The sequence below is a fragment of the Rahnella sp. BIGb0236 genome (assembly GCF_004364755.1).
Classification (GTDB): Bacteria; Pseudomonadota; Gammaproteobacteria; order Enterobacterales; family Enterobacteriaceae; genus Rahnella; species Rahnella victoriana.
The window spans coordinates 129,670-154,649 of record NZ_SOAO01000005.1 but is presented as its reverse complement, the minus strand read 5'-3'; the positions used below and the strand labels follow the sequence as shown (position 1 = coordinate 154,649).

Here is a 24,980-nt window from a genome sequence, read left to right as displayed (position 1 = left end):
GTGAATCCCAAAGTGCCCCGTTTTTTGCTCAGAATAATCCCATCTGCCCTGTAATGAGTGTAGCAAAATCGTCGTGAAGGAAAGGTAAAATGCCATCGGCGACCGGCTCCAGCTGACGCTCGATATAATGGTCGTAGTCGATGGGCGACTGACGGTTTTCCAGCGGTTCAGGGCCGGACGTGGTCATCACGTAGCTGATCCAGCCGCCATTCTGATACTGTTTGGCGCGACCGTGCAGCACATTATAGTCATCTGCCAGGCGCGCCGCGCGGACATGCGGCGGGACGTTTTTCTCATAATCGCTCAGCTTGCGGCGCAGGCGTTTGCGGTACACCAGTTTGTCATCAAACTCGCCGCTGAGCGTGCGCGCCACGTAATCGCGCACGTAATCCTGATACGGCTGGCGGTGAAACACCCGCTCATACAGCGCCTGCTGAAACTCCTGCGCCAGCGGTGTCCAGTCGGTGCGCACCGTTTCCAGCCCTTTATAAACGATGTGCTCGCCGTCGGCGTCTTTCACCAGACCGGCATAACGTTTTTTGCTGCCGGTTTCCGAGCCGCGAATGGTCGGCATCAGGAAACGCTGATAATGCGTTTCGAATTCCAGTTCCAGTGCGCTTTCCAGCCCGTATTCCTGTTGCAGATGGCCTTTCCACCACGCATTCACCTGTTCAACCAGACGGCGGCCAATCGCGTCGGCCTCTTCCTGCGAATGGGCTTTGTTCAGCCAGACAAAAGTGGAATCGGTGTCGCCGTAAATCACCTGAAAGCCTTCGGCTTCAATCAGCTCGCGGGTCTGACGCATGATGTCGTGCCCGCGCAGGGTAATGGAGGACGCAAGGCGCGGATCAAAGAAACGGCAGCCGCTGGAGCCGAGCACGCCATAAAAGGCGTTCATGATGATTTTCAGTGCCTGCGACAGCGGTTTGTTTTTTTGCTTTTTAGCGTCTTCGCGTCCCATCCAGATCTGGCGGACAATTTCCGGCAGACAATGTTTTTCCCGCGAGAAACGGGCGTTACGGTAGCCGGGCACGGAATGTTCGTCATCCGGTTGTTGCAGTCCGGCGACCAGCCCGACCGGGTCGATCAGAAAGGTGCGGATAATCGACGGGTACAGGCTTTTATAATCGAGCACCAGCACCGAATCATACAGGCCGGGGCGCGAATCCATCACAAAGCCACCGGGACTCATTTCGCCCTCTAATTCGCCCAGATTGGGCGCGACATAACCGGCGCGGTGCATGCGGGGTAAATAAAGATGGGTGAATGCCGCCACCGACCCGCCGCTGCGGTCGACCGCCAGACCGGTCACCGAGGCGCGTTCCAGCAAAAACGGCATCAGCTCGGTTTTGGCGAAAATCCGCGTGACCAGTTCGCAGTCTTTCAGGTTATAGCGTGCCAGCGCCGGTTTATCTTCCCGGAAACGCTGTTCGATTTCGGCCAGCCGCTGATAGGGATTGTCGCTGGCTTTGCCTTCGCCCAATAAACTTTGCGAGACAAATTCCAGACTGAACGAGTTGAAGTTCCAGAATGCCGATTTCAGGGCTTCAATGCCGTCGATGATCAGGCGTCCGGCGGCGGCCGCAAAAAAGTGGCCCTGCTTGAAGCCGTGCTCGCGCCATTCCAGTTCACCGCCGCCGCGCCCGAATTTGAGCGGAATTTTGTAACGATCCGCGTGTTTCTGTAAAACCCGCAGGTCAAACTGCACCACGCTCCAGCCGATAATGGCGTCAGGATCGTACCTCTCCAGCCACTCATTGAGTTTTTCCAGCAACTGCGGACGGCTGTCGACGTAAACCATGTTGAAATCAAACTGCGCGTCAGGCGCACCGTTTGGCGGGCCGAGCATATACACGTGGCGTTGGCCGCAGCCTTCCAGACCGATGCAGTACAGCTCGCCGTTGCCGCTGGTTTCGATATCCAGCGAACACAGTTTCAGCGGCGGACGGTAATCGTCGGCGGGCTTCATTTTGGTCTCCACCAGCAGATTTCCCGGCCCCGGTTTGCCGCTGAACCACACCGGCGCGGTGATATAGCGTTCCATCAGGAAACGTTCCGGCGGACGGATATCGGCTTCGAAAATGCTGACACCGCCTTCTTTCAGCAGTTTTTCCATCCGCATAAGCTGCCGGTGTTGCGGGCAATACAGGCCGAGAACCGGCCGCGAGCGGAAATCCTGTAACGGCAATTCACGCAGGCTGACATTTTTTTCATCGGCCAGCAGGCGTTCCGCTGTCGCACGCTGTTCGGCCGGAATAAACGCCACCGATTCCTGTAACGGCAGGCGCACTTTCTGCGGGCCTGCGTCCGTCGCCAGCCACAATTCCACCTCCGTACCGCGCGGCGTGTCGCGCCAGTGGCGGGTCAGCACAAATCCCTGACGCGGCGGGGTGTCAGTGTTGGCAGCAGCGGGACGGGCAATGGTGGAAGTAATAAGCGCCTCGGAACGGTAGAGATGAACAGATAAAGATCAGAAACAGAGTATGGTTATTTATACAGTCTTTGTCTACGACTCCGGACTCTGCCAAATACGCATACAATTACCCGGTTGACTGTGATAGTTCATGCGCTGACAATTCAGCCGCTTGATGTATTTACTACAATGAGAAGGCGTAAAACTCACAGTTGTCTCATTTATCTACGCAATTGGCGTAACAGAATTCTGGGAATGTATGGAAGCCTATCTACAACATCTGGTCGCTCAGTCGGTGGGCTTCGCATTAATTATTGTCGCTGTCGTGGCTTTCTTCGAGTCACTGGCGCTGGTGGGGCTGATTTTGCCCGGCACCGTCATGATGGCCACGCTGGGGACGCTGATCGGCAGCGGTCAGGTGGGATTGTACGAAGCCTGGCTGGCGGCAGGGCTGGGCTGTTTCTTTGGTGACTGGACCTCGTATTTTATCGGCCGGGGTTTCAAGGAGCCGCTGCACCGCTGGCGTTTCCTCAAACGTTACCAGTCATTACTGGATAAAACCGGTTATGCGCTGGATCGCCACAGTTTTGCCACGGTGATTATCGGGCGTTTTATTGGTCCGACCCGTCCGCTGGTGCCGATGGTCGCAGGGATGCTGAACCTGCCGCCGTATAAATTTGCGCCGCCGAATATCATCGGCTGTCTTTGCTGGCCACCTGTTTACTTCCTGCCCGGCATTCTGGCCGGTGTCGCCATTGATATTCCCGCCAGCCATAACAGCTCGGTCTTCAAATGGTTGCTGTTTACCGCGGTTGTGCTGATCTGGCTGAGTGCGTGGCTGCTGTGGCGCTGGTTCCGTGCTGGCAAAGCCTCGCCTGATGCGATGAGCAAATGGCTGCCCTTGCCGCGTTTACGCGTGGTGTGCGTACTGAGTCTGATCGCGACAGTGGTCAGCCTGGTGATGCTGAGCCAGCAACCCATGATGCCGGTTTACGGTCATTTGCTGTGGAAAGTGATCACCCGCTAAGCCCCGGCATAATCCCGAGAACTCTGGCTTCCGGCGCACTGCCGTCGGCCAGTGCCTGCGTCGGTCCGTCGTAAAAAATCCGGCCATCGACGATCAGTAATGTCCGTGGCGCAATCCGCGCGGCGTCATCCAGATTGTGCGACACCATCAGCAAAGTGAGGTTGCGCTGTCCGCACACTCTGTCCAGCAAACTCAGCATCTCACTGCGTAGCGCCGGATCCAGTGCGGAGAAGGGTTCGTCGAGCAGTAAAACCGGCTGACTGCGCAACAGGCAGCGTGCCAGTGCGACGCGCTGACGCTGACCGCCGGAAAGCTGCGACGGCAGGCGATCCAGACACTCTTCCAGCCCGACCTGCCGGGCGATATCTTCCAGCTCGCGCTTCTGCTGCGGGGTGAGTTTCAGCCCCGGATGCAATCCCAGCCCCATGTTCTGACGCACCGTCAGATGCGAGAACAGATTGTTTTCCTGAAATAACATCGAGACCGGGCGCTTCGCCGGTGGCGTGGCGCTGTGATCCGCGCCGTTAAGCCGGATTTGTCCGCTGACCGGAGCCAGAAAACCGGCGACCAGACTGAGCAGGGTGCTTTTTCCCGCGCCGCTCGGGCCGAGGATCGCCACCCGTTCACCGGCTTCGATCTGTAAATCGAAGCGCATCGGCAGATGTTCATACAAATACGTCAGTTTATTCAGCGTCAGCATGGCGGCCCGGCAGTTTCTCAATCAGGGTGAATAACAGGAAGCATAACAGCAGTAATAACAGCGCCGTCACCGCACCGTCCTGGCTGCGGTAAGAGCCAATCTGCTGGTACAGATAAAACGGTAAGGTGCGGAAATTTTCATTGCCGAACAAGGCAATCACGCCGAAATCCCCCAGCGACAGCACACAGGCAAACGCCAGCGCCTGGGCAATCGGGCGTTTCAGCGCGCTGAGTTCCACCCGGCGCAACCGCTGCCAGCCGCGCATATCCAGCGAAAGGCACAGCAGCGTGTAGCGTTCCGCCACATCGCGCATCGGATTATCCAGCACTTTCAGGGCGTAAGGCACCGCCATCAGCGCATTGGTGAGGATCACCAGCGGCCACGGCGATTGCGGCAAACCGGTGGTATCGCCGAGCAGCAGGAAAAAGCCGGTCGCCAGTACAATGCCCGGCATGGCGAGGATCAGCATGCCGCTGAGATCCATCGCCTGCGCCCAGCCATTTCTCTGGCGTAAGCGCAACTCGCGGCTGCTCCACAGCAACATCATGGTCAGCAGCACACATAAGATCCCGCTACCGGCCGCGATACGCACTGACGTCCATAACGCCTGCCACAATGCAGGCTGTTGTAATACGCTGACCACCGCGCGGTTGATGCCATCGGCGATCACCGCCAGCAACGGCGGCAGGATCAGCAGCAACGCGAGGGCAATCAGCACGCCGTCGGCGATGCGACGCAGCGGCGAGTCATCCGGGTTACGCCAGCGCTGAGCATGCGTTTGTCCGACCGGCAACGCCTGACTGAGTTTCTGGCTGAGCAACACCAGCGCCAGACAACAACACAGCTGGATCAGCGCCAGTGTCGCGGCGCGGCTTAAATCGTAGTCGTAACTGAGCGCCTGATAAATTGCCAGTTCAATGGTGGTCGCCTGCGGACCGCCGCCCAGCGACAGCACGGTGGCGAAGCTGGCGAAACACAGCATGAAAATTAAGGCGGCGGCGGGGAAAATCTGCCTGCGCAGCGCGGGCCACTCCACAAAGCGGAATTGCTGCCAGACGTTCATGCCCAGTTGCGCGGCGAGCTGGCGCTGCTCAACGGCGATATTCTCCAGCGCCTGCAATAACAGACGTGTCGCCAGCGGCAGATTGAAAAAGACATGCGCCAGCAAAATGCCCTGTAAACCGTACGGCGAGAAACGATAATCCATGCCCAGCCAGCCGCAAATTTGCGCCAGCCAGCCCTGTCTTCCGTAAACACTGAGGATGCCAAACACGGCGACTAAAACCGGCAAGACCAGCGTCATCGCGCATAAACGCAGTAACAGCTGACGGCCGGGAAAACGGCGGCGGAACAAGGCGCGTGCCAGTAAAATCGCGGGCAGCACCGAGCACAGCGCCGACAGCAGCGCCTGCCAGAAGGTAAAGCGGATCACATGCCAGAGATAGGGATCCTGCCACAGCGAGGCACCGCTGATCTGTGGCGCATGACGCCACAGAGAGCCGAGTGCCAGCGCCGCCACCAGCAGCATAGCCAGTGAGGCGATGGCACCGGGCCACAGCCAGCGCGGGATCAACGGCTGACGGCGTTCTGCCATGCCTGGATCCATTGTGCACGGTGAGTCGCGACGTCTTGCGCGCTGTATTGCAGAGATTTGGCCGGTACGGTCAGCTGTTTAAAGGCGTCTGGCAGCGGCGTATCCACCACCGGATACATCCAGTTGCCAGCCGGGATCACTTTCTGGAAATCTTCCGTGGTGATGAATTTCATGAAGGCTTCAGCCAGTTTCGGTTGCTTGCTGTTCGCCAGCTGACCCGCCACTTCCACCTGCATGTAATGCCCTTCGGTAAAGTCAGCTGCCGCGTAATTATCTTTCTTCTCCTCGACGATGTGATACGCCGGAGAAGTGGTATAGCTCAGCACCAGATCGCTTTCGCCTTTGAGGAATAACCCGTAGGCCTCGCTCCAGCCTTTAGTGACGGTGACGGTTTTCTTCGCCAGTTTTTGCCACGCCTGCGGTGCCTTATCGCCGTAGACTTTTTGCATCCACAGCATCAGGCCCAGACCCGGCGTACTGGTGCGCGGATCTTCGTAAATCACTTTCCAGTTCTGGTCACTGTTGATCAGCTCATCGAGGCTTTTTGGCGGGTTCTTCAGTTTGTTTTTGTCATAGACGAAGGCGAAATAGCCGTAATCATAAGGCACGAAGGTGCTGTCATTCCAGCCGCCGGGGACGGTGAGTACGGCGTCGGTTTTCGGCGCTTTGGCGAATAAACCGGTTTGTTCAGCCGCCTGCAACAGGTTGTTGTCCAGCCCGAGGACGACGTCGGCCTGGCTGTTTTTACCTTCCATCCGCAAACGGTTCAGCAAAGACACACCATCTTCCAGCGCGACGTATTTCAGCTCGCAGCCGCATTGGGCTTCAAAGGCTTTTTTGATCGCCGGACCCGGACCCCAGTCGGCAGAGAAAGAATCATAGGTATAAACCGTCAGAACAGGTTTTGCCGCAAATGCAGGTGCAGAAAGTAACAGCAGGCAGGACAATAATTTTTTCAACTTTGCGCTCCAAAAAAATGAAAGGGCAAAGGATTTTGAGTAAGCATCGCGCAGTCTCAAATCCCTCCGCCGGGATTAACCGGATCAGGTTCGACGGGTATCAGGTCTCAGCCATATGTAAACTTGCTTTCACAAGTGCTGGCACCCCGTTGAGAACGGATGTCATTCTAGAGACTAACGGCGCGATGCGATAGTCCGATTAACTGTCCGGTGGCGCAAACCACGCGGATTTAAAGTCGAACCAGCCGAGGGTATTCATGCGTACGCCGCGCATGCTTCGTTGTCCCTGCAACACCAGCCAGTGATGGAACAGCGGGTGGATCTGATGGCTGACTGTCTGTTTCTGACTCCATTTCGCCATCGACAAATTGCCCGCGTGCCACTGCGCGGCGTCCTCTTCCATTCCTTCACTGAAGCAATGTTTCGCCAGCGGCAATTCATGGAAATGCGCAAACAGTGAGAATTCCAGCGGCAGGGTAAAGTTGGCACTGCCGAGCCACAGATCACTTTTGGCGTCGCCGCGGTGCCAGACGGCGTAATCCACCACCTGAATGATCAGTTCGATGCCTTCCGCCGCCAGCAGCGGTTGCAGGGCATTACAAATTGCCTGATGTTCAGAATGCTCGCCGTAGAAGGTCAGGGTCACCTGTGTCAGACCTTGCGGTCGGGGCGGACGCGGCTGCGGGGCTTTATGGTGCCAGCGCGGCAACAAGCCATACGCCGGAGACCAGTAGCGCTGATAAATCGGTTCTGCATTGTTCAGCAGGGCGATGGGATTCAGTAAATCGCACAACCACTGGCGCGTTGCATCGCATTGTCCGACCGGCGAACGCTGGTCAAAAAGCAGGAAATAGCAGCCTTCTTCCAGACGACTTTCCAGCTCACTTTTGCCGGATTCATCGGCCTGAAGCTGTACGCCGGAATGCACCAGTTCTTCACTCAGTTCCGGCAGCACCCAGATATTCACTTCGTCTATCAGCGCCCGGAAGCCAAAATACTCATCAAAGGCGCGTATGCGCAGTTGTGTTTTAAGATTACGCACCACAGCGTAAGGGCCGGTACCGACCGGATGACGGGCAAAATCAGGCAGGGATTGCCATTCCTGCGGCAGGATCATCGCGTGGATATTGCCGAACAGCCACGGCAACCAGCGGTCAGGGGCATTCAGATGGATATCAATGACATTCGGCGTGGGCGTGGTGACCGTTTTCAGGTTGCTGAACAGCGGATGGGCGGTCAGGCGGGTGAACGTGGCGATGATGTCGGCCATCTCCAGTTCACGGCCATGATGAAAATGAATGGCCGGACGCAGATAAAAACGCCAGTGCAACGGAGAAATTTCCTGCCAGTGATGGGCAAGATCCCCTTCTACTTCCCCGTTTTCCTCATTTATGCGTGTCAGGCCGCTGAAAATTTGCCGGGCAATATGCGTTTCTGAACGGCGTAACATGGTGCCGGGCAGCAGGTTAATCAGCGGGCGGTAATACAGCACGCGCAGAATATGTTTACCCTGACGGAAGCTGCGTCCGAGCTGGGACAGCAACATCTGACGCACCCGATCCTTATCGCCGACCAGTTGCACCAGCTGATCAATCCGGTCCTGTTCCAGCAGCTCTTCGGCGCGCTGTTGCTGGAGAGCCAGCCCGGTATACAGGAATTTCAGCGTGGAACGTTTGCCGCGTCCGGCTTCGGCATCCCATTGCAGCCAGCCCTGTTCCTGCATGGTACTGAGCAAGGATCGCATATGTCTGCGCGAACAATTGAGAACCTCAGACAACGCCTGCAACGTGGTTTCGGTTTCTTCACCGTGGCAGCTTTGCCACAGGCGGATGAACTGCTGTTGCAAACGGGACGAGGACATAAAAGAGGAACTCCGTGGGCGATCTTCATCAATTTATCTTTCCTCATAATACTCCGATACTGTTTCTCAACGAAAGCCTGTTGTGAATGACCGGAGGTCAGCATGAAACGCAGTCTGAACGCCCGTTTTTACCAGCGTTATTTTGAAGCCATTAAGAGGAACGCCTCTAAAAATCATGCTGACTGGTTGTCCTGGGTGCCGGTGCAATACCGCCTGGATATTTTGTCCCGTCTCACGCAGTGGGATTTAGATTCTGTGGATGAAAAAGACTATCGCCAGCATTTGTAATCCGGCTCATGGCAGGCCCGTCAAAATTCGATTTTCTGAGTAATGGTGTAATGTCACCAGCCAGTGAGGAAACTCACTGGTTTTTTTACACGCTTTTTTTGTTCATTCCCCAGAACTTCCTGAAACTTCGCTACACTGTCTGTCTTGTTTTATGGGCTTTCATTTCTCAGGGACGGCGTCATGTCAAAACCTCGTATTAATGCCATTTATGTCACCTTTCTGGTGGTGTCTTTGCTGTGTGGTATCGCGGGAGCGTTGCAGGCGCCCACACTCAGCTTGTTTCTGACCAATGAAGTGAAAGTCCGGCCAATGTGGGTCGGTCTGTTCTATACCGTCAATGCGGTGGCCGGGATTGCCATCAGTTTCCTGCTGGCCAACCGTTCGGATAACAAAGGTGACCGGCGAAAACTGCTGATGTTTTGCTGCCTGATGGCGCTCGGTAACAGCCTGGTTTTCGCCTTCAGCCGTGATTATCTGGTGCTGATCACCGTCGGCGTATTGCTGGCGGCGATAGGGAATGCATCAATGCCGCAGTTGTTTGCGCTGGCGCGTGAACATGCCGACCGCTCCGCCAGTGAAGTGGTGATGTTCAGCTCAATGATGCGTGCGATGTTGTCGCTGGCCTGGGTGCTCGGCCCGCCGCTGTCATTCATGCTGGCGCTGAATTACGGTTTTACTCCGATGTACCTGAGCGCCGCCGCCGTGTTTGTCGGCAGTATTCTGATGATCCTGTTTTTCCTACCGTCGGTGCCGCGCCTCGAACAACCGGTGGATGAAAAAGTGGTACACGTCAGCGCCTGGCGCAACAAAGATGTGCGTCTGCTGTTCTTTTCCTCTTTGCTGATGTGGACCTGCAATATCATGTATGTCATTGATATGCCGTTGTACATCACCAGTGATTTAGGTTTACCGGAAGGGCTGGCAGGTTTGCTGATGGGGACAGCCGCCGGGCTGGAAATCCCGGCAATGTTGCTGGCAGGCTATCTGGTGAAACGTACCGGCAAACGCAAGCTGATGCTGTATGCCGTGGCGAGCGGCGTCATTTTCTATGCCGGACTGGTGGCGTTTCAGTTCAAGGCGGCGCTGATGATTCTGCAACTGTTCAATGCGATTTTCATCGGTATCGTGGCGGGGATCGGCATGTTGTATTTTCAGGATCTGATGCCGGGCAGGGCGGGGTCAGCAACCACATTGTTCACCAACAGCATTTCTACCGGTGTGATTTGCGCTGGTTTGTTGCAGGGCTTTATCGTGGAGAACTTCGGCCACTTTCCGGTCTACTGGGCGGCGACTGTGCTGGCGGTGGTGGCGCTCGGGCTGATGTATAAAGTCAAAGACGTCTGACATAACCCGTCGCTTTTCAGATAAAGAAAAACCCGCAAATCCGCGGGTTTTTTTATGCTCAGTCTCAGGAAATTACTGCATAAACGCAGGCTGATTCTTCTCGTAGCCGGAGATATTTTCTTCGTGCTGCAACGTCAGGCCGATGCTGTCCAGACCGTTGATCATGCAGTGACGGCGGAAGCTATCGATGACAAACGGATAGCTTTTATCGCCCGCTTTCACGGTTTGCGCTTCCAGATCTACTTCGAACTGAATGCCTTCGTTGTTTTTAACCAGTTCGAACAATTCATCCACTTGCGCTTCGCTCAGGGTGATCGGCAGCAACTGGTTATTGAAAGAGTTACCGTAGAAGATATCGGCAAAGCTTGGCGCGATCACCGCATGGAAGCCGTAATCGGTCAGCGCCCACGGCGCATGTTCACGGGAAGAGCCGCAACCGAAGTTTTCGCGCGCCAGCAAAATGCTCGCGCCTTTATAGCGCGGCTTGTTCAGCACGAAATCAGGGTTTGGCACCTGGCCGGCATCGTCCAGAAAACGCCAGTCGTTGAACAGGTGCTGGCCGAAACCGGTACGGGTGACTTTCTGTAAAAACTGTTTCGGGATAATGGCATCGGTATCGACGTTAGCTGCATCCAGCGGAACCACCAGACCGATGTGTTGGGTAAATTTAGCCATGGTGTTTTCCTCAGTTCAGTTCACGGATATCAGCGAAACGGCCAGTGACCGCTGCTGCCGCAGCCATTGCCGGGCTGACCAGATGCGTGCGCCCGCCACGACCCTGACGGCCTTCGAAGTTACGGTTGCTGGTTGACGCGCAACGTTCGCCCGGTTCCAGACGGTCATTGTTCATCGCCAGACACATTGAGCAGCCCGGCAGACGCCATTCGAAACCGGCTTCGATAAAGATCTTATCCAGGCCTTCTTCTTCGGCTTGTGCTTTTACCGGGCCGGAACCTGGCACGACAATCGCCTGTACGCCGTTCGCCACTTTACGGCCTTTGGCAATGGCTGCCGCAGCACGTAAATCTTCGATACGGGAGTTGGTGCAGGAACCGATGAAGACTTTATCGATCGCCACGTCGGTCAGTTTAATGCCCGGTTGCAGATCCATATACGCCAGCGCTTTTTCAGCAGAGGCACGTTCTACCGGATCGGCAAAGGAGGCCGGATTCGGGATGGTCTGATTCACCGCCATGACCTGACCCGGATTGGTACCCCAGGTGACCTGTGGCGCGATTTCAGAGGCATCCAGCGTGACAATGCTGTCGAACGTCGCGCCATCTTCGGTTTTCAGGGTTTTCCAGTATTCAACCGCCGCGTCCCAGTTCTGATCTTTTGGTGCGAACTGACGAGCTTTCAGGTAGGCAAAGGTGGTTTCATCCGGCGCAACCAGACCGGCTTTTGCGCCCATTTCGATCGCCATGTTGCACAGGGTCATACGACCTTCCATGCTTAAGGCTTCAATCGCTTTGCCGCAGAATTCCACCACGTGACCGGTACCGCCTGCGCTGCCGGTTTTACCGATAATCGCCAGAACGATGTCTTTCGCCGTGATACCCACCGGGGCATCGCCGGTCACTTCGATTTTCATGGTTTTGGCGCGACCCTGTTTCAGGGTTTGCGTTGCCAGAACGTGTTCCACTTCCGACGTCCCGATACCAAAGGCCAGTGAGCCAAACGCACCGTGCGTGGCGGTATGGGAATCGCCGCAGACAATGGTCATGCCCGGTAAGGTCATGCCCTGCTCAGGGCCGATAACGTGAACGATGCCCTGATACGGGTGATTCAGGTCATACAACTGCACACCGAATTCGGCACAGTTTTTGATTAATTCCTGCATCTGGATGCGTGCCATTTCGCCGCTCGCATTGATGTCTTTGGTTTGCGTGGACACGTTATGGTCCATGGTCGCAAAGGTTTTGCCCGGCTGACGCACCGGACGGCCCATCGCACGCAGACCGTCGAATGCCTGCGGCGAGGTCACTTCGTGAACCAGATGGCGGTCGATGTACAACAATGGCGTTTCGTTTTCCGCTTCGTAAACCACGTGGGCATCAAACAATTTCTGATACAGCGTCTTGGCCATGTTATGCCCCTTCTTTCACAAAGCGGGCAATGATATCGCCCATTTCACTGGTACCCAGCGCCTGCTGGCCGTTAGCCAGATCGCCGGTACGGTGACCTGCTTCCAGTACTTTATTGACGGCCTGCTCGATGGCGTTGGCCGCGTCATCCGCACCCAGGCTGTAACGCAATAACAGCGCAGCAGACAGGATTTGGGCAATCGGGTTAGCAATATTTTTGCCCGCGATATCCGGTGCGGAACCGCCCGCAGGTTCGAACAGACCAAATGCCTGCTCATTCATGCTCGCGGAGGGCAACATACCCATGGAACCGGTGATCATCGCGCATTCGTCGGACAGGATGTCGCCGAACAGGTTGGAACACAGCAGCACGTCAAACTGAGACGGATCTTTAATCAGCTGCATGGTCGCGTTATCGATGTACATGTGGCTCAGGCTGACGTCCGGGTAATCTTTGGCGATTTCGTTAACCACTTCGCGCCACATGATCGAGGTCTGCAAGACGTTCGCTTTATCGATGGAAGTCACTTTGCTGCGGCGTTTGCGCGCAGATTCAAAGGCAATGCGGGCGATACGTTCGATCTCAAAGCGGTAATACACTTCGGTATCAAAGGCTTTCTCGTGCATACCCTGACCTTCGCGGCCTTTGGGCTGACCGAAATAAATACCGCCGGTCAGTTCACGCACACACAGAATATCGAAACCTTTTGCGGCGATGTCAGCACGCAGCGGGCAAAACTCTTCCAGTCCCTGATACAGACGGGCAGGGCGCAGGTTGCTGAACAGTTTGAAATGTTTGCGCAGTGGTAACAATGCGCCACGCTCAGGCTGATCGTTAGGGGGCAGATGTTCCCATTTCGGGCCACCGACCGAGCCGAACAAAATCGCATCCGCCTGTTCGCAACCGGCAACGGTCGCTTCCGGCAACGGGCTGCCGTGTTTGTCGATGGCTGCGCCACCGACATCGTATTCGCTGGTGGTGATCTTCAGGCCAAAACGCTGACGTACTGCTTCCAGAACTTTATATGCCTGGGCCATAACTTCCGGGCCAATTCCGTCTCCGGGTAAGACGGCAATATGATGGGTCTTGCTCATGTTCACACCGTTTCCTGATTATTTTGAATGTTGTTGTGTTGCTGACCTGCCTGCTGCAAACGTTGTTTTTCAATCTCAACTTGTTTGCTGCGCCAGATGTTATTCAGTACGTGCACCATCGCTTTTGCGGAGGATTCGACAATGTCGGTCGCCAGACCAACACCGTGGAAGCGGCGGCCATTGAAGGAGACGACGACGTCGACCTGGCCCAGTGCATCGCGGCCCTGTCCTTTCGCACTCAGCTGGTATTTCACCAGTTCAATCTGATAACCGGTGATGCGGTTGATGGCCTGATAGACGGCATCCACCGGACCGTTGCCGGTGGCGGCTTCGGTGATGATTTCTTCGCCGCAGGCCAGATTGACTGACGCGGTCGCGGTAATTTTGGACCCTGACTGCACGCTGAAATTATCCAGACGGTAGAATTCAGGCTCTTCCTGCTGCTTATTAATAAACACCAGTGCTTCTAAATCGTAGTCGAAAACCTGCCCTTTTTTGTCGGCCAGCTTCAGGAATGCGGCATACAGATGATCCAGGTTGTAATCGGCTTCTTTGTAGCCCATTTCTTCCATACGATGCTTAACGGCAGCACGACCAGAGCGGGAGGTCAGGTTCAGCTGCACCTGATTCAGGCCGATGGATTCCGGGGTCATGATTTCGTAGTTTTCGCGGTTTTTCAGCACGCCGTCCTGATGAATACCGGAGGAGTGCGCGAAGGCGTTAGAACCCACAATCGCTTTGTTGCCCGGGATCGGCATGTTGGTGATCTGGCTGACAATCTGGCTGGTGCGGTAGATTTCTTTATGATTGATGTTGGTGTGCACGTTCATGTAGTCGCTGCGGGTGCGGATCGCCATGATCACTTCTTCCAGCGCGGTATTCCCGGCACGTTCACCGATACCGTTCAGCGTGCCTTCCACCTGACGTGCACCGGCCTGAATAGCCGCGATGGAGTTACCGACCGCCATGCCCAGATCGTCGTGGCAGTGTACGGAGATAATCGCTTTATCAATGTTTGGAACGCGCTCATACAGATTGGTGATGATGCCGCCGAACTGCACCGGGGTGGTGTAACCCACCGTGTCCGGGATATTAATGGTGGTCGCACCGGCTTTGATCGCGGCTTCTACCACGCGACACAGATTATCCAGCGGCGTACGACCGGCATCTTCGCAGGAGAATTCCACGTCGTCGGTGTAATTACGGGCGCGTTTCACGGAATGCGTGGCCATCTCCAGCACCTGATCAAACGAACGCTTCAGTTTGGATTCAATGTGCAGGGTTGAGGTCGCCAGGAACACGTGGATACGGAAAGCTTCTGCGACGCGTAAGGCTTCGGCAGCGGCATCGATATCCCCATCCACGCAACGGGCCAGACCGCAAACACGGCTGTTTTTAATCTGGCGCGCAATAGTTTGTACAGACTCGAAATCGCCGGGAGAAGAGACCGGGAAGCCGACTTCCATCACGTCAACGCCCATTCTTTCCAGCGCCATTGCAATTTGAATCTTCTCTTTAACACTCAGGCTGGCTTGTAACGCCTGTTCACCGTCACGCAGCGTGGTATCGAAAATAATGACTTGCTCGCTCATGGGTTGTTCCTTGTCTGCTTTTATTTTCGCGCCCTGCGGGGAGGTAAAAAAAAACCCGCGCATCGGCGCGGGTTTATTGTCTGTGGAAGTTGAAATCAGTTCTGATTTTCGCCCACTGGCTTACCGCGCAAATTTTCTGCGTTGAGTAGTAGGCCTAGGAGACGGGTCATCATGAACATGTGTTTTCAGCTTCTCGTAATGGGTGGTCAGAACGGATATCGTTCAAACAGTGCTTAAAGTGATACGGGAATGTGTGCGGTATGTCAACCTTCGCTGTGTGGAAATTCCGGAAAATCGCTAAGATGACATTTTGTTTCATTTAGCATAAAACACTGGCTAATAAAGTGCTGGCCGGGTGAAGATTTTCTGCGCGAAGCGGAACAAAAAACGCAAAAAATAGACAGCAGTTTGGGCTAAACGAATAATTTGTCTTTGTAATACAAGTAATTGGAGATGATTTAGTCGGGCTTAATTTATTATTCATTTTTTGCATGTTGTTTCTATAAATATTTTAATGTCTTATATCATCACTTTTATGGAGAGAAATGAAGTTTGTATTACCGGTTCTGATTATTAAATCGATTTAGATTATCTCCCTCCTTAAATAACAGCATGAAAATGTGCGCATTTTATCTGTCGGTCTTTCTGCTCGCCCGATGTCATCTCTGTGCCGTATTTATAAATCAAATAATTAAAGGTAATCACTCTTATTTGAGAATGAAATGCCTTCGATGGGGAATGTCATGTCCGATACCTCTACTGAAAACCCAGCAAAAGTTGCTGAAACAGAAACACATCTTCGCAATGTCGATTTAAATTTACTCACGGTGTTTGATGCCGTGATGCAATTGCAGAATATTACCCGCGCGGCGAATATGTTGGGCATGTCCCAGCCTGCGGTAAGTAATGCCGTTGCCCGTTTGAAAGTGATGTTTAACGATGACCTGTTCGTCCGCTTCGGGCGCGGGATCCAGCCGACAATGCGTGCGCGTCAGTTGTTCGGGCCGGTCAGACAGGCTTTGCAGCTGGTGATGAATGAACTGCCGGGGGCGGGTTTTGACCCTAACGTCAGCATGCGTCAGTTTAATGTGGCAATTTGCAGCCCGCTGGATAAACGTCTGACCACGCATGTGTTGAATGCGGTAGAGGCATTGGCGACAGGCGTCAGCGTTAAATTACAAACCATCGTTAATGACAATATTGAACATCAGCTGCGCTATCAGAATATAGAATTTATGATCAGCTATCGTAAATTTGAACGTGCTGATTTTTGTAATCATGAATTATTTAATGATGAACTGGTTCTGGTTGCTTCACAACATCATCCGCGCATCAGTCCGCACATGTCTGATGAAAAATACATGAAAGAAAAACATGCGGTCATGATGCTGGATCGTTTTTATTCTTTCAGTTCGTCTTATTACGACGACCCGGAATTACACTCGTTAATTGCTTATCAGGGCACTGATCTGGTGAGCGTAATGGAAGTAGTGTCGAAAACCGATATGGTTGCTCTGGTGCCGCGCTGGCTGGCGCAGGCGAATGCCGGCATGCTCAGTCTTTCCGTTATCCCTTTGCCGTGGATGAAAAATAATCTGACCTGCTACCTTTCCTGGCATGAATCCTCCAGTAAAGATAAAGGCAATATGTGGATGAAATCCTTATTAAGCCAATGTGTCGTCTCCCTCTAGTCCGACACTGCTGAATGAAAGCCGTTTTTACTTCGGAATGCGACCAGGTAAAAACGGCTGGTTAAAATCCCCTTTGTAGTTTTTTATCCTGCATGGTTTTTGCACCTCGTTAAAGCCATGTGGGTTTTTTTCGCCGCCAGAAAATGACGGTGTGACTGAATGAAAGCCTGCCTCATCCCCCACAATTTCATTTCACCGTGCAATATTTGCCGGTAGACTGCGTTAAATCTTTGTAACAGAGCAATGCAGTCAGCGCCCCCTTTTCTGACTGCGCTGAACGCCGGTATAAACGCGCAATGAATCCAACCTTAAATGACTATCATCTGATTACCCGTTTTCGCCAACAAGTCAGTGCCCGTCCTGAGCAGACTGCGTTTCGCGAATGGTCGCCCGTGGCGGAAACCGCGCTGACCTGGCGCGAGCTTGGCGAGAAAGTCGATGCGCTGTCCGACGTATTATTGCAGGAGCAGGTGGGCGTTCAGGAACGGATCGCGATTTGCGGCAATAACGCGATGGCATGGGCGATGGCGGATCTGGCGATCCTGCAACTGCGTGCGGTTACCGTGCCGGTCTATGCCACCAATACGCCTGCTCAATCCGCCTATGTGCTCAATGACGCCGACATCCGCATTATGTTCGTGGTCGGACAGAAGCAATATGACACGGCGGTGGCGTTGCGTGAGCTTTGCCCGCAGCTGAAACATATTCTGGTGCTGGATAACGATGTCGATTTGCGGGGTGTGCCGATTGCCCGCCATGTGTCTGGCCTCATTCCTCAGGATGCGGCGCTGGCCGCGGAGCGTGAAGTCCGGGTCAATGCCTGCGATCTGAGTGATCTGTTTACCCTGATCTACACGTCGGGCACAACCGGCGAGGCGAAAGGTGTGATGCTGGATTACCGCAGTATGGCGACGCAACTTAAGCAACATGAAAAGCGACTGAGCATTACGGACCGTGATATTTCCCTTTGCTTCCTGCCGCTGGCGCACGTGTTTGAGCGCGCGTGGAGTTTCTTTGTCATGCATTGCGGCGCACAAAATGTTTTCCTGCGTGAAACGGATCGGGTGCGTGATGCCTTGCAGGCCATCAAACCCACCGTGATGTGCGCCGTTCCGCGCTTCTATGAAAAGGTGTTCAGCGCCATCCATGACAAAGTCGCCCGCGCCGGAACGATCAAAAAACGCCTGTTCCACTGGGCGGTCGCACAGGGAAAAGAAAAGTTTTTAACCGAGCGCCGGGGTGAGCGTTACCCGTTCTGGCTGGCCCCCGCCCATTTTCTGGCCGACAAGCTGGTACTGAAAAAACTGCGCGATTTACTTGGCGGTAATCTGCGATTCCTGCCCGCTGCCGGTGCGAGTCTGGATGATAATGTCATCCTGTTTTTCGAGTCTGTAGGGCTGAAAATCAAATACGGTTATGGCCTGACTGAAACCTGCGCGACGGTTACCTGCTGGGAAGAAAACGACTTCCGCTTTGGTTCTGTCGGCACCGCCTTGCCTGAAATCGAAGTGCGCATCGGGGACGAAAACGAAATTCAGGTTCGTGGCCCGACATTACTGCGCGGCTACTTCAATAAGCCCGAAGAAACGGCGGCCAGCTTCACTGCTGACGGTTGGTTTAAAACCGGTGACGCCGGGAAAATGGACGCGCAGGGAAATGTGTTTATCACCGAGCGGCTGAAGGATCTGATGAAAACCTCGGGCGGAAAATACATCGCCCCGCAGCGTATCGAAGGCACGCTGGTGCAGGACCGCTATATCGAGCAGGCCGCGGTGATTGCCGATGAACGGCATTTTGTCTCAGCACTGATCGTGCCCGATTTTGATGTGCTGAATGTTTATGCGCAGGCGCACCATATCGATTACTTCAACCGTGAAGGGCTGGTGAAAAACGAACAGATCCTTTCACTGTTTGCGCATCAGTTACGTGAGATCCAACATGATCTGGCGGGCTTTGAGCAGGTGAAAAAGTTTGTCTTATTGATCAAACCTTTCACGATGGAAGCGGGGGAACTGACCCCGACCCTGAAGTTGCGCCGCAAGATCATCTTCAGCCGCTACCAGAAAGAAATCGAACAGTTGTACCGCGAGTAATTCTCCCCCCGTTGTATCCCGTCTTTGCCTTGCAGATCACCGGTGAACATGTGTTGACCGGTTTTCCTGTCATCGTGATGCCCGTCACCGACATAATTTAATACTGTAATTTTTCCGGCCTTCCTGATATTTCTGACTGGTTAGCGTACGCAGGCAGTGTTTTGTTCCGACCGGAAGAATGAAGGCAGTGCGAGCCGATAAAAGGCGCCGTGGCGGCATTTTTTGGCGTTTGCCTGACTCCGGTTCTGACGCTAAGGTACTGAGTTAGATTCTTGAACGCCAATAAGAACAGCAGGGTTTTGTGAGCCCGATGGAAAGTCCTAAAATTCAGCGATTTATCTTTAAATCGTTGCTGATAGAACAGCTAGCTGAAACAAAAGTCATCCTATAGAAGAAGCAAAAAGCCTGGAGGCAAAACCATGGAGATGTTGTCAGGAGCCGAGATGGTCGTCCGGTCGTTAATCGACCAGGGCGTTAAGCACGTATTCGGTTATCCCGGCGGGGCGGTGTTGGATATCTATGATGCCCTGCATACGGTCGGTGGGATAGATCATGTGCTGGTGAGACATGAACAGGGTGCTGTTCATATGGCTGACGGTTATGCGCGTGCCACGGGAGACGTGGGCGTCGTGCTGGTGACCTCCGGTCCCGGCGCAACCAATGCGATCACCGGTATTGCCACGGCTTATATGGATTCCATTCCGCTGGTGGTGCTATCCGGCCAGGTACACAGTTCACTCATTGGTTATGACGCGTTCCAGGAATGCGACATGGTGGGGATTTCCCGCCCGGTGGTGAAACACAGTTTTCTGGTAAAACGCGCGGAAGATATTCCGACAGTCCTGAAAAAGGCGTTTTATCTGGCGTCAACGGGCCGTCCGGGTCCGGTGGTGGTCGACCTGCCAAAAGACGTGGTGAACCCGCAGGTTAAACTCCCTTATGCCTATCCGGAACAGGTCGCGATGCGCTCCTATAACCCCACGGTGCAAGGCCATCGCGGGCAAATCAAACGCGCGGTACAAACCCTGCTGGCGGCGAAAAAACCGGTGCTTTACGTCGGCGGCGGTGCGATTAATTCTGAGTGTGACGCTGAACTGTTACAGCTGGCGGAAAAACTCAATCTGCCGGTCACCAGTTCGCTGATGGGGCTGGGCGCGTTTCCAGGTACACATCGTCAGAGCCTCGGTATGCTCGGCATGCACGGCACTTATGAAGCCAATATGGCGATGCACAACGCAGATCTGATCTTCGGTGTGGGTGTGCGTTTTGACGACCGTACCACCAACAATCTGGCGAAGTACTGCCCGAATGCCACGGTGATGCACATCGATATCGACCCGACGTCGATTTCCAAAACGGTGAATGCAGATATTCCGATTGTGGGCGATGCGAAGCAGACGCTGGTTCAGATGCTGGAACTGCTGGCACAAAGCGATGAGAAGCAGGAATTCGATGCGCTGCGCGACTGGTGGCAAAATATTGAGAACTGGCGCGGGCGCGAGTGCCTGAGCTACGACAAAAATACCGGCACCATCAAACCGCAGGCGGTGATCGAAACGCTGCACCGTCTGACCAAAGGTGATGCCTACGTGACCTCCGACGTCGGCCAGCATCAGATGTTTGCCGCGCTGTATTACAAATTCGACAAACCACGTCGCTGGATCAATTCCGGTGGCCTCGGCACGATGGGCTTTGGCCTGCCGGCTGCACTGGGTGTGAAACTCGGCCTGCCGGAAGAAACGGTGATTTGTGTCACCGGTGACGGCAGCATCCAGATGAATATTCAGGAGCTGTCGACCGCGCTGCAATATGATTTGCCGGTGATCGTGGTGAACCTGAACAACGGCTACCTTGGCATGGTGAAACAGTGGCAGGACATGATTTACTCCGGCCGCCATTCACAATCCTATATGCAATCCCTGCCTGATTTCGTCAAACTGGCGGAAGCTTACGGGCATGTGGGTATCGCCATCCGTTCTCCTGAAGAACTGGAAAGCAAACTGGCGCTGGCGCTGGAACAGAAAAATCGTCTGGTATTTGTTGATATCAGCGTGGATGAAACAGAACACGTTTACCCGATGCACATCCGTGGCGGTGCGATGGACGAAATGTGGTTAAGCAAAACGGAGAGGACCTGATCATGCGCCGGATTTTATCAGTATTACTGGAAAACGAATCGGGCGCGTTGTCCCGCGTAGTCGGCCTGTTCTCTCAGCGTGGCTACAACATTGAAAGTCTGACCGTTGCGCCAACCGATGATCCGACCCTGTCACGCATGACGATTCAGACCGTCGGCGATGCCAAGGTGCTGGAGCAAATCGAAAAGCAACTGCATAAGCTGGTGGATGTTCTGCGCGTCACTGAACTGGTGCAGGGCGCTCATGTTGAGCGTGAAATCATGCTGGTGAAGGTACAGGCTTCCGGCTATGGCCGTGAAGAAGTGAAGCGTTCCACCGAGATTTTCCGTGGCCAGATCGTGGATGTTACGGCGACGCTTTACACCGTTCAGCTGGCCGGAACCAGCGACAAGCTTGACGCATTTTTAGCCAGCATCCGTGATGTGGCTGAAATCGTGGAAGTGGCACGTTCCGGTGTGGTGGGTGTTTCGCGCGGCGACAAAATCATGCGCTAAAGCGTAAATAATCAGCAAGATGTGAAATTTTTCTGATAGATGAAAGCCCGGCTCCTGAGCCGGGCTTTCTTTTTTGCGCCTCAGGTGAAGCGATTCGGTAAAACACCTTGCCCGGCAGGGGCTTCTGCGGTTAGATAAAGCATTATCTTTATTAAGGGGTTTTCTCAGTGAAGCTGGATGAGATCGCGAGGTTAGCGGGCGTTTCGCGTACAACGGCCAGTTATGTGATTAATGGCAAAGCGAAGCAATATCGTGTCAGCGATAAGACAGTCGAAAAAGTCATGGCTGTCGTGAAGGAACATAACTATCACCCGAATGCGGTGGCAGCGGGCTTACGCGCCGGTCGTACCCGGTCTATTGGCCTGGTGATCCCTGATCTGGAAAATACCAGCTACACAAAAATCGCCAACTTTCTGGAACGTCAGGCGCGTCAGCGTGGCTATCAGCTGCTGATCGCCTGTTCGGAAGATCAGCCTGACAACGAAATGCGCTGCATCGAGCATCTGCTGCAACGTCAGGTGGATGCGATCATTATTTCCACGTCGCTGCCGCCGGAACATCCTTTCTACCAACGCTGGGCCAATGACGATTTCCCAATCATCGCGCTCGACCGCGCGCTGGATCCTGAGCATTTCATCAGTGTGGTCGGTGCCGATCAGGATGACGCGCTGATGCTGGCACAGGAGCTGCGAACCTTCCCGGCTGAATCGGTCTTGTATCTGGGCGCACTGCCGGAGCTTTCGGTGAGTTTCCTGCGCGAACAGGGCTTCCGTCAGGCGTGGGCTGATGATCCGCGTCAGCCAAAATACCTTTACGCTAACGCCTACGACCGCGAATCCGCTGCGGTGGTGTTTGCTGAATGGCTGAAAACCAATCCGATGCCACAGGCGCTGTTCACCACTTCATTCCAGCTGTTGCAGGGTGTCATGGACGTTACGCTGAAAACAGAAGGGCGCTTGCCGGTCGATCTGGCGATTGCCACGTTTGGCGATAATGAGCTGCTCGATTTCCTCGAATGTCCGGTTCTGGCGGTGGCGCAGCGTCACCGCGATGTGGCAGAACGCGTGCTGGAGCTGGTACTGGCCTGTCTCGATGAGCCGAAGAAACCGAAAGCCGGGCTGACCCGCATCCGGCGCAATTTGTTCCGCCGCGGGCGTCTGAGCCGCAAATAATCCGCCGACGGGGATTCATCTGAATGCCCGTCTCTTTTCCAGCGGCGAGTGACGTTTAAACCAAACGAATAAAGTGTCTTACCGGGGGTGATAATCAAATACGAAAATTCCCATAGGCGTTCCGTGGGTAATTTAGGAGCATTCCCAGCATGCTGAATTATTAACAAATGTTTTCTCCTTTCCGTGGCTGATATAAACCTTCCCATCAATTTCTAAAATACGTTAATGCTCCCCGCAAAAGTGCTGTAGAATTCCTCGCTTAATTTCCAACAGTCCGGGTTTACTGCGGTGCTGATGGCTTTTTAAACTTCCTTCAGGGCTTATGCCGTGCGGGTTGGCAGATAAAATGATGATGATTTAGACGTGATCGCCTGAAAAAAATTGAAAATGATTTTTGTTATGGCAAAACGGTCAGGAAATGAGAGTTAGATAGCAGAAGAATATAAATAGTTAAATAATGTTCAGTTTGGCTTTTTTTTAAACGAAATTATTAACCCTCCGAAATTTCTTCAACTAATCATGACGTTATTTTCTATTCCCCCTCTAAAAAACCTCATCACATTGCGCTAAGCATTTGTGTAGCTGCGTAAATATTGCCAAACCGTCTCCGCTCTGGCTTGACAAGGTTTTAAAACCATCCGTAAACTCTTTTCTGTGGGAATTTGTGGGGGAAAGTGGTGAAAAGGGTCACAGAGGGGTAGATCGGTCATGTTTCGTGGCGCGACGATGGTTAACCTCGACAGCAAAGGGCGACTTGCCGTACCCACCCGTTATCGGGATTTGCTGAGCGAAGAATCGCAAGGTCAAATGGTGTGCACCATAGACCTCCATCACCCATGTCTCCTCCTTTACACCCTCCCTGAGTGGGAAGTTATCGAACAAAAATTGTCCCGTCTGTCGAGCATGAATCCCGTTGAGCGCCGTATTCAGCGCCTGTTACTCGGGCATGCCAGTGAATGTCAGATGGATAACGCCGGGCGTTTGCTGATTGCAACGACATTGCGTCAGCATGCCGGGCTCGCAAAAGAAGTGATGCTGGTTGGGCAGTTCAATAAGTTTGAACTGTGGGATGAACAGACCTGGTATCAACAAGTTAAGGAAGACATCGACGCTGAACAATCGTCTCAGGAACCTCTTTCTGACCGATTACAGGACTTGTCATTATAAGCATGGTTGAAAACTACAAACACACTTCCGTTTTGCTGGATGAAGCCGTCAACGGCCTCAACATTCGTCAGGACGGCATTTACATAGACGGAACTTTTGGCCGTGGTGGCCACTCACGTCTGATTCTGTCCCAGCTTGGGCCGGAAGGACGCTTGCTGGCGATTGACCGCGATCCACAGGCGATCAAAGCCGCAGAAGCTATTGATGATCCGCGTTTTTCTATCGTTCATGGTCCCTTTTCTGATCTGGCGGAATATGTGCGCGATCGTGGCCTTGAAGGCAAGATCGACGGCGTGCTGCTGGATTTAGGCGTCTCTTCTCCGCAGCTGGACGATCCTGAACGTGGCTTCTCCTTCATGCGTGACGGACCTCTGGATATGCGCATGGATCCTACCCGTGGTTATTCAGCTGCTGAATGGCTGATGAAAGCGGAAGCCGAAGACATTGCCTGGGTGCTGAAAACCTTCGGTGAAGAGCGTTTTGCCAAACGTATCGCGCGCGCGATCGTCGAGCGCAACCGTGAACTGCCAATGACCCGGACCAAAGAACTGGCTGATCTGATCGCCAACGCATCGCCGGTACGCGAAAAACATAAACATCCGGCCACCCGCAGCTTCCAGGCGGTCCGTATCTACATCAACAGCGAGCTGGAAGAAATTGAACGCGCCCTCGACGGTGCGCTGGAAATTCTGGCTCCTGAAGGCCGTTTATCTGTGATCAGCTTCCACTCTCTGGAAGACCGCATTGTGAAACGCTTTATCCGCCAGCATAGCCGTGGCGCACAGGTACCGGCAGGTATCCCGATGACGGAAGCACAAATCGCGGAGCTTGGCGGACGTTCCCTGAAATCAGTCGGGAAAATGATGCCTTCTGAAGCGGAAGTGGCGGAAAACCCGCGGGCACGTAGCTCAGTGCTGCGTTTTGCTGAGAGAACTACAGCGTGATAGGCAACGAACGCCACGGATTAGTGGGAGTGATCGCCAGCGATATTCTTCGCAACGGCAAAATCCCGTTGATTCTGCTGATCGCCGTTTTGGTCAGTGCAATTTTTGTGGTCACTACCGCTCACCGTACGCGTTTACTGACGGCTCAGCGCGAACAGTTAGTGCTGGAAAGGGATGCGCTGGATATCGAATGGCGCAACCTGATCCTTGAAGAGAATGCCCTCGGCGATCACAGCCGGGTAGAACGCATCGCAACGGAGAAATTGCAGATGCAGCACGTTGATCCATCTCAAGAAATTATTGTGGTTCAGCCTTAAAATGCGC

20 protein-coding genes and 1 riboswitch are annotated in these 24,980 nt (G+C 53.9%); of the genes, 11 read left to right on the top strand and 9 right to left on the bottom strand.

Translation table 11 applies throughout. The features are described 5' to 3' along the window. Nucleotides 1-28 precede the first annotated feature (28 nt). The gene (locus EDF78_RS12405; RefSeq protein ID WP_279586823.1) at nt 29-2,422 is read right to left on the bottom strand and encodes a DNA polymerase II; all 2,394 of its coding nucleotides are present in this window, start codon (nt 2,420-2,422) and stop codon (nt 29-31) included. Between the two features lie 250 nt (nt 2,423-2,672). Here EDF78_RS12405 and EDF78_RS12400 point away from each other — a divergent pair, with 250 nt between their 5' ends. Beyond that, on the top strand, nt 2,673-3,440 hold the full coding sequence (locus EDF78_RS12400; RefSeq protein ID WP_095924627.1) for a DedA family protein: 768 nt from the start codon (nt 2,673-2,675) through the stop codon (nt 3,438-3,440). On the opposite strand, the gene thiQ is transcribed toward EDF78_RS12400, so the two are convergent. The 4 genes from thiQ to sgrR form a co-directional block, all read right to left on the bottom strand. Further along, nucleotides 3,430-4,140: a thiamine ABC transporter ATP-binding protein ThiQ gene (gene thiQ, locus EDF78_RS12395; protein ID WP_133823189.1), complete on the bottom strand. Its 711-nt coding sequence runs from the start codon at nt 4,138-4,140 to the stop codon at nt 3,430-3,432. The genes EDF78_RS12400 and thiQ overlap by 11 nt on opposite strands. Next, a complete protein-coding gene (gene thiP, locus EDF78_RS12390; RefSeq protein WP_095924629.1) occupies nt 4,124-5,734 on the bottom strand; it encodes a thiamine/thiamine pyrophosphate ABC transporter permease ThiP in 1,611 nt (536 codons plus the stop codon). The genes thiQ and thiP overlap by 17 nt, the downstream gene beginning before the upstream one ends. Further along, nucleotides 5,710-6,693: a thiamine ABC transporter substrate binding subunit gene (gene thiB / locus EDF78_RS12385; protein WP_095924630.1), complete on the bottom strand. Its 984-nt coding sequence runs from the start codon at nt 6,691-6,693 to the stop codon at nt 5,710-5,712. The genes thiP and thiB overlap by 25 nt, the downstream gene beginning before the upstream one ends. 43 nt (nt 6,694-6,736) lie before the next feature. Then, nucleotides 6,737-6,852: riboswitch (TPP riboswitch) on the bottom strand. Between the two features lie 40 nt (nt 6,853-6,892). After that, nucleotides 6,893-8,554 (bottom strand): HTH-type transcriptional regulator SgrR, encoded by a 1,662-nt coding sequence (gene sgrR, locus EDF78_RS12380; RefSeq protein ID WP_095924631.1) that lies wholly within the window; start codon nt 8,552-8,554, stop codon nt 6,893-6,895. A 102-nt stretch (nt 8,555-8,656) separates the two neighbouring features. On the opposite strand from sgrR, the gene sgrT reads away from it, so the two are divergent. Beyond that, the gene (gene sgrT / locus EDF78_RS12375) at nt 8,657-8,842 is read left to right on the top strand and encodes a glucose uptake inhibitor SgrT (RefSeq protein ID WP_095924632.1); all 186 of its coding nucleotides are present in this window, start codon (nt 8,657-8,659) and stop codon (nt 8,840-8,842) included. A gap of 180 nt (nt 8,843-9,022) precedes the next feature. Beyond that, nucleotides 9,023-10,186 carry an MFS transporter gene (locus EDF78_RS12370; protein WP_095924633.1) on the top strand — a complete coding sequence of 388 codons (1,164 nt, stop codon included), beginning with the start codon at nt 9,023-9,025 and terminating at the stop codon, nt 10,184-10,186. Between the two features lie 72 nt (nt 10,187-10,258). On the opposite strand, the gene leuD is transcribed toward EDF78_RS12370, so the two are convergent. From leuD to leuA, 4 genes are read right to left on the bottom strand one after another with little or no spacing between them, the layout of a single operon-like run. Beyond that, complete coding sequence (leuD, locus tag EDF78_RS12365) at nt 10,259-10,861, bottom strand: 3-isopropylmalate dehydratase small subunit (protein ID WP_119822518.1); 603 nt, start codon at nt 10,859-10,861, stop codon at nt 10,259-10,261. Between the two features lie 10 nt (nt 10,862-10,871). Beyond that, complete coding sequence (leuC, locus tag EDF78_RS12360) at nt 10,872-12,272, bottom strand: 3-isopropylmalate dehydratase large subunit (protein WP_133823188.1); 1,401 nt, start codon at nt 12,270-12,272, stop codon at nt 10,872-10,874. A 1-nt stretch (nt 12,273) separates the two neighbouring features. Further along, the gene (gene leuB, locus EDF78_RS12355) at nt 12,274-13,365 is read right to left on the bottom strand and encodes a 3-isopropylmalate dehydrogenase (protein ID WP_095924636.1); all 1,092 of its coding nucleotides are present in this window, start codon (nt 13,363-13,365) and stop codon (nt 12,274-12,276) included. A gap of 2 nt (nt 13,366-13,367) precedes the next feature. Next, complete coding sequence (gene leuA / locus EDF78_RS12350; RefSeq protein ID WP_095924637.1) at nt 13,368-14,957, bottom strand: 2-isopropylmalate synthase; 1,590 nt, start codon at nt 14,955-14,957, stop codon at nt 13,368-13,370. A gap of 743 nt (nt 14,958-15,700) precedes the next feature. Between leuA and leuO the strand changes: the two genes are divergently transcribed. The 8 genes from leuO to ftsL all read left to right on the top strand — a co-directional run bounded on the left by leuO (nt 15,701) and on the right by ftsL (nt 24,973). Then, a complete protein-coding gene (leuO, locus tag EDF78_RS12340; protein WP_095924638.1) occupies nt 15,701-16,648 on the top strand; it encodes a transcriptional regulator LeuO in 948 nt (315 codons plus the stop codon). Nucleotides 16,649-16,944: 296 nt separating this feature from the next. After that, on the top strand, nt 16,945-18,741 hold the full coding sequence (locus tag EDF78_RS12335; protein WP_131694291.1) for a long-chain fatty acid--CoA ligase: 1,797 nt from the start codon (nt 16,945-16,947) through the stop codon (nt 18,739-18,741). Nucleotides 18,742-19,160: 419 nt separating this feature from the next. Next, nucleotides 19,161-20,879 carry an acetolactate synthase 3 large subunit gene (gene ilvI / locus EDF78_RS12330; protein WP_095924640.1) on the top strand — a complete coding sequence of 573 codons (1,719 nt, stop codon included), beginning with the start codon at nt 19,161-19,163 and terminating at the stop codon, nt 20,877-20,879. 2 nt (nt 20,880-20,881) lie between these two features. Then, a complete protein-coding gene (gene ilvN / locus EDF78_RS12325) occupies nt 20,882-21,373 on the top strand; it encodes an acetolactate synthase small subunit (RefSeq protein ID WP_013577020.1) in 492 nt (163 codons plus the stop codon). A gap of 167 nt (nt 21,374-21,540) precedes the next feature. Further along, a complete protein-coding gene (gene cra / locus EDF78_RS12320; protein ID WP_095924641.1) occupies nt 21,541-22,545 on the top strand; it encodes a catabolite repressor/activator in 1,005 nt (334 codons plus the stop codon). A 708-nt stretch (nt 22,546-23,253) separates the two neighbouring features. Then, nucleotides 23,254-23,712, top strand: coding sequence for a division/cell wall cluster transcriptional repressor MraZ (gene mraZ / locus EDF78_RS12315; RefSeq protein ID WP_034787151.1), 459 nt, complete (start codon nt 23,254-23,256; stop codon nt 23,710-23,712). Nucleotides 23,713-23,714: 2 nt separating this feature from the next. Beyond that, the gene (gene rsmH / locus EDF78_RS12310) at nt 23,715-24,656 is read left to right on the top strand and encodes a 16S rRNA (cytosine(1402)-N(4))-methyltransferase RsmH (protein WP_133823187.1); all 942 of its coding nucleotides are present in this window, start codon (nt 23,715-23,717) and stop codon (nt 24,654-24,656) included. Beyond that, nucleotides 24,653-24,973 (top strand): cell division protein FtsL, encoded by a 321-nt coding sequence (gene ftsL, locus EDF78_RS12305; protein ID WP_095924643.1) that lies wholly within the window; start codon nt 24,653-24,655, stop codon nt 24,971-24,973. The genes rsmH and ftsL overlap by 4 nt, the downstream gene beginning before the upstream one ends. Nucleotides 24,974-24,980 lie beyond the last annotated feature (7 nt).